General features: G+C 71.4%; 5 protein-coding genes. All 5 read right to left on the bottom strand.

Translation table 11 applies throughout. The annotated features are described in order from the left end of the window. Positions 1-927: PPE domain-containing protein (locus ACYVIP_RS38095; RefSeq protein ID WP_460405520.1), on the bottom strand; the 927-nt coding region annotated here is incomplete at its 3' end. Next, positions 924-1,280: a transcriptional regulator gene (locus ACYVIP_RS38090; RefSeq protein ID WP_460405518.1), complete on the bottom strand. Its 357-nt coding sequence runs from the start codon at positions 1,278-1,280 to the stop codon at positions 924-926. The genes ACYVIP_RS38090 and ACYVIP_RS38095, both read right to left, overlap by 4 nt. A gap of 161 nt (positions 1,281-1,441) precedes the next feature. Then, positions 1,442-1,861, bottom strand: a complete 420-nt coding sequence (locus tag ACYVIP_RS38085; RefSeq protein ID WP_460405516.1) for a DUF1707 SHOCT-like domain-containing protein — start codon at positions 1,859-1,861, stop codon at positions 1,442-1,444. Positions 1,862-1,907: 46 nt separating this feature from the next. After that, positions 1,908-2,339 (bottom strand): DUF1707 SHOCT-like domain-containing protein, encoded by a 432-nt coding sequence (locus ACYVIP_RS38080; RefSeq protein ID WP_460405514.1) that lies wholly within the window; start codon positions 2,337-2,339, stop codon positions 1,908-1,910. A gap of 17 nt (positions 2,340-2,356) precedes the next feature. Then, positions 2,357-2,618: acyl-CoA carboxylase biotin carboxyl carrier protein subunit (locus tag ACYVIP_RS38075; protein ID WP_460405511.1), on the bottom strand; the 262-nt coding region annotated here is incomplete at its 5' end.

The following is a 2,618-nucleotide window of genomic DNA, read 5'->3' as shown; positions in this document are numbered from 1 at the left end:
CGGCAACGCCGCGCTCGGCTGGGCGGAGTTCCACGGGCCGGCGCCCACCGAGTTGCCCGCCGCCGGCGCCTTCGGCCGCTCCCGGTCGTTCTCCCGGCGCAGCGGGAGCGCCGCGCCGCCGCCGAACATGCTCGGCGCGGCCGGCCCGGCGCTGGTCTGCGCCGCCGCCGGCACCCTCGGCCCCTGCTCGGTCCACGCCGCCGAGGCGCCCGAGGTGTGCGGCGACCAGTTGTTGTGGTGGTGGCCGCCTGGCCGCGGCCGGTGCTCGTCGTGGCGCGGCTTGTCCCACCCGTCGAGCCCGGCCGGCGCGGTGCCGTGGACGTGCAGGCCACCGCCGTGCCGGATCTCGTCGCGCTGGTGCAGCTCGAGCGGCGGGGTGAAGGTGGCCATCGTCGAGGCGTTGGCGTTGGTGCTCTGCTCGTAGGTGGTCATCACCTCGAAGGCGCGCTCCTCGGCCGAGGACGCCGAGGACTCCGGCGCCTCGAGGTCGGCCTGCGCCTGCGCCACCTGCACGGCCGGCGTGAGCGCCTGGTCGGGCTGGGTGGCCGGCACGTCCTCGGGTGCCGGCATGTCCGCCCGCGCCCGCGCGAGGTGCTCGGCCTGGTTCTCCACGGCCGCCCGCATCGCCGCGGCGTCGGTGCTGGTCTCGGCGGCCCAGGTGGCGGTGACCGACAACCGGTCGTAGGCACCGCCGGCCGCCTTGCCGGTCCACCTGGCGCCGGTCAGCTCCAACGTCTTCTGCAGGTCCTGGCCGATCTCGCTCAGGTTGGTGGCGATCTCCTGCCACCGGCGAGCCGGTTCGGCCGACGCCGCCGCGCCTGGACCGTCGTGCAGCATCTGATAGAGCTGCTTGTGGGTGTGTCCCCGCCAGCGCGCGCCCTCGGCCGCGGACGCGAGTGCCGCTGGTTCCTGGGTCGGTTCAGTCACTGTTCGCCCCCACGGTTGACATCGACCTGGCCGTCGCCGTCGGTCTCGCGGTACTGCTCGGCGGTCTTGTCCAGGTTCACCACGGCGACCGCGAGCTGCGCGCGATAGGCCCGCAACGCGTCGATGGCCGACAGGTCACCGTCGACCGACCGGTCGTTGAACGCCGTCGCGGCGTCCTGGCTGACCGGGTCCTGTGCCCACGCGGTGACCCGGAGCTCATGCTCCGCGAGCTCCAACTGCCGGTCGACCTTGGCCAGCGCGTCCACGAACGCGCTGCGCAACATCGGCACGGCGTCGGCGTCGACCTGGAGAATGTTCCCCTGCCCGCCCTGCCCATGACTGCTCGGCGCCACTCCGCCTCCAACCAGAATCCGCTTCGTGTTCGGTCGAAACCCTAGCGGCTGTGGATGATCGGATTCGACGGTACACGTGGTCAATTCACGAGAGCTTTTTCAAAGTGTTGCAACGGATGGAAGCGCTAACAACCGCCGATCGGCCCGTTGTCGACGACTGGTCAGCGCCAGCGTCCCCGGGGGCCGTTGCCGTGGCGCCAGCGGTTGCCGCTGGCGAAGAAGAAGATGAACGGCAGCAGGAAGAAGATGGGCACACGCAGGGCGAACGTCAGCGCGAAGGCCACCATCACGAGCGCGATCGGCACCAGGACGGGGGCGATCCGCTGGGCCGTGGTGACCGTCCGCTGGCCGCGCGGGGCAGGCGGCGGGGCCGGCCGGCCGAAGGTCGGCCGGGGGTCTGGCAGGTCGTCGAACAGCTCGAGAATCTCGCCCCGAGTCTTTGCTGCAGCAACTTTCGCGGTCCGGTCACCGTACTCGTTGATGTCGAGCCGGCCGTCGGTCATGTGCTCGCCGAGCTTGCCAAGCGCGTCCTCGCGTTCGGAGTCGCTGACCCGGATGTCGGAACGCTGATACTCGGCCACGACTCGATCGTACGTCGGTTTCCGGGGTGCCCTGCTGAGGAGATTCTCAGGTCGGCTGGTCACGGTCCATGAAAGCCACCCCCAGGACCATGGCGACGGCGGCCACCACGGGCACCACGATGAACATCCACCACAGGCCGCTGACCACGGTCAACACGATTGCCGTCGGTAGGCCGACGAGCAGCGTGAGTACCCCGATCGCGTCCATGACCTTGCTCATCCGGGTGTCGGATCGCCCTCCCGGCCACTCCGGGTGGATCTCGATCGGCCGGCGTGGCGACACCGAGGAGCTGAGGTCGGGGTGTGGCGCCGGCAGGTCCGCGAACACCGCCTCCAGCTCGTGCCGGAACACGGCCTCGCCGGCCAACAGCAGCCGCCGGTCGTACTCGGCGCGGGGCAGCCGGCCGCTTGCGTGGTGGGCACCGAGTGCGCTAAGCGCGTCCGCGCGCTCCCCGGCGCTGATCCGGATCTCCGCCAAGGGCCCTCCCGGGCCGCTCAGTCCTTGAGCTCGCAGAGCACGCTGCCCTGGGTGACGGTTTCGCCGGCGGCCACGGCGAGTCCGGTGACCGTACCGGACTTGTGCGCGGTGACGGGGTTCTCCATCTTCATGGCCTCGAGGACCAGCACCAACTCGCCCGCCTGGACCTGTTGCCCGTCCTCGACGGCGATCTTGACGATCGTGCCCTGCATGGGCGCGGCGACCGCGTCCCCGGACACCGAGGTGGCCTTGCCGCCGGCGCGCCTGCGCGGCTTGCCC

Source organism: Actinophytocola sediminis (assembly GCF_054779715.1).
The sequence above is the reverse complement of the archived record's forward strand: the minus strand, read 5'-3'. Positions and strand labels throughout refer to the sequence as shown.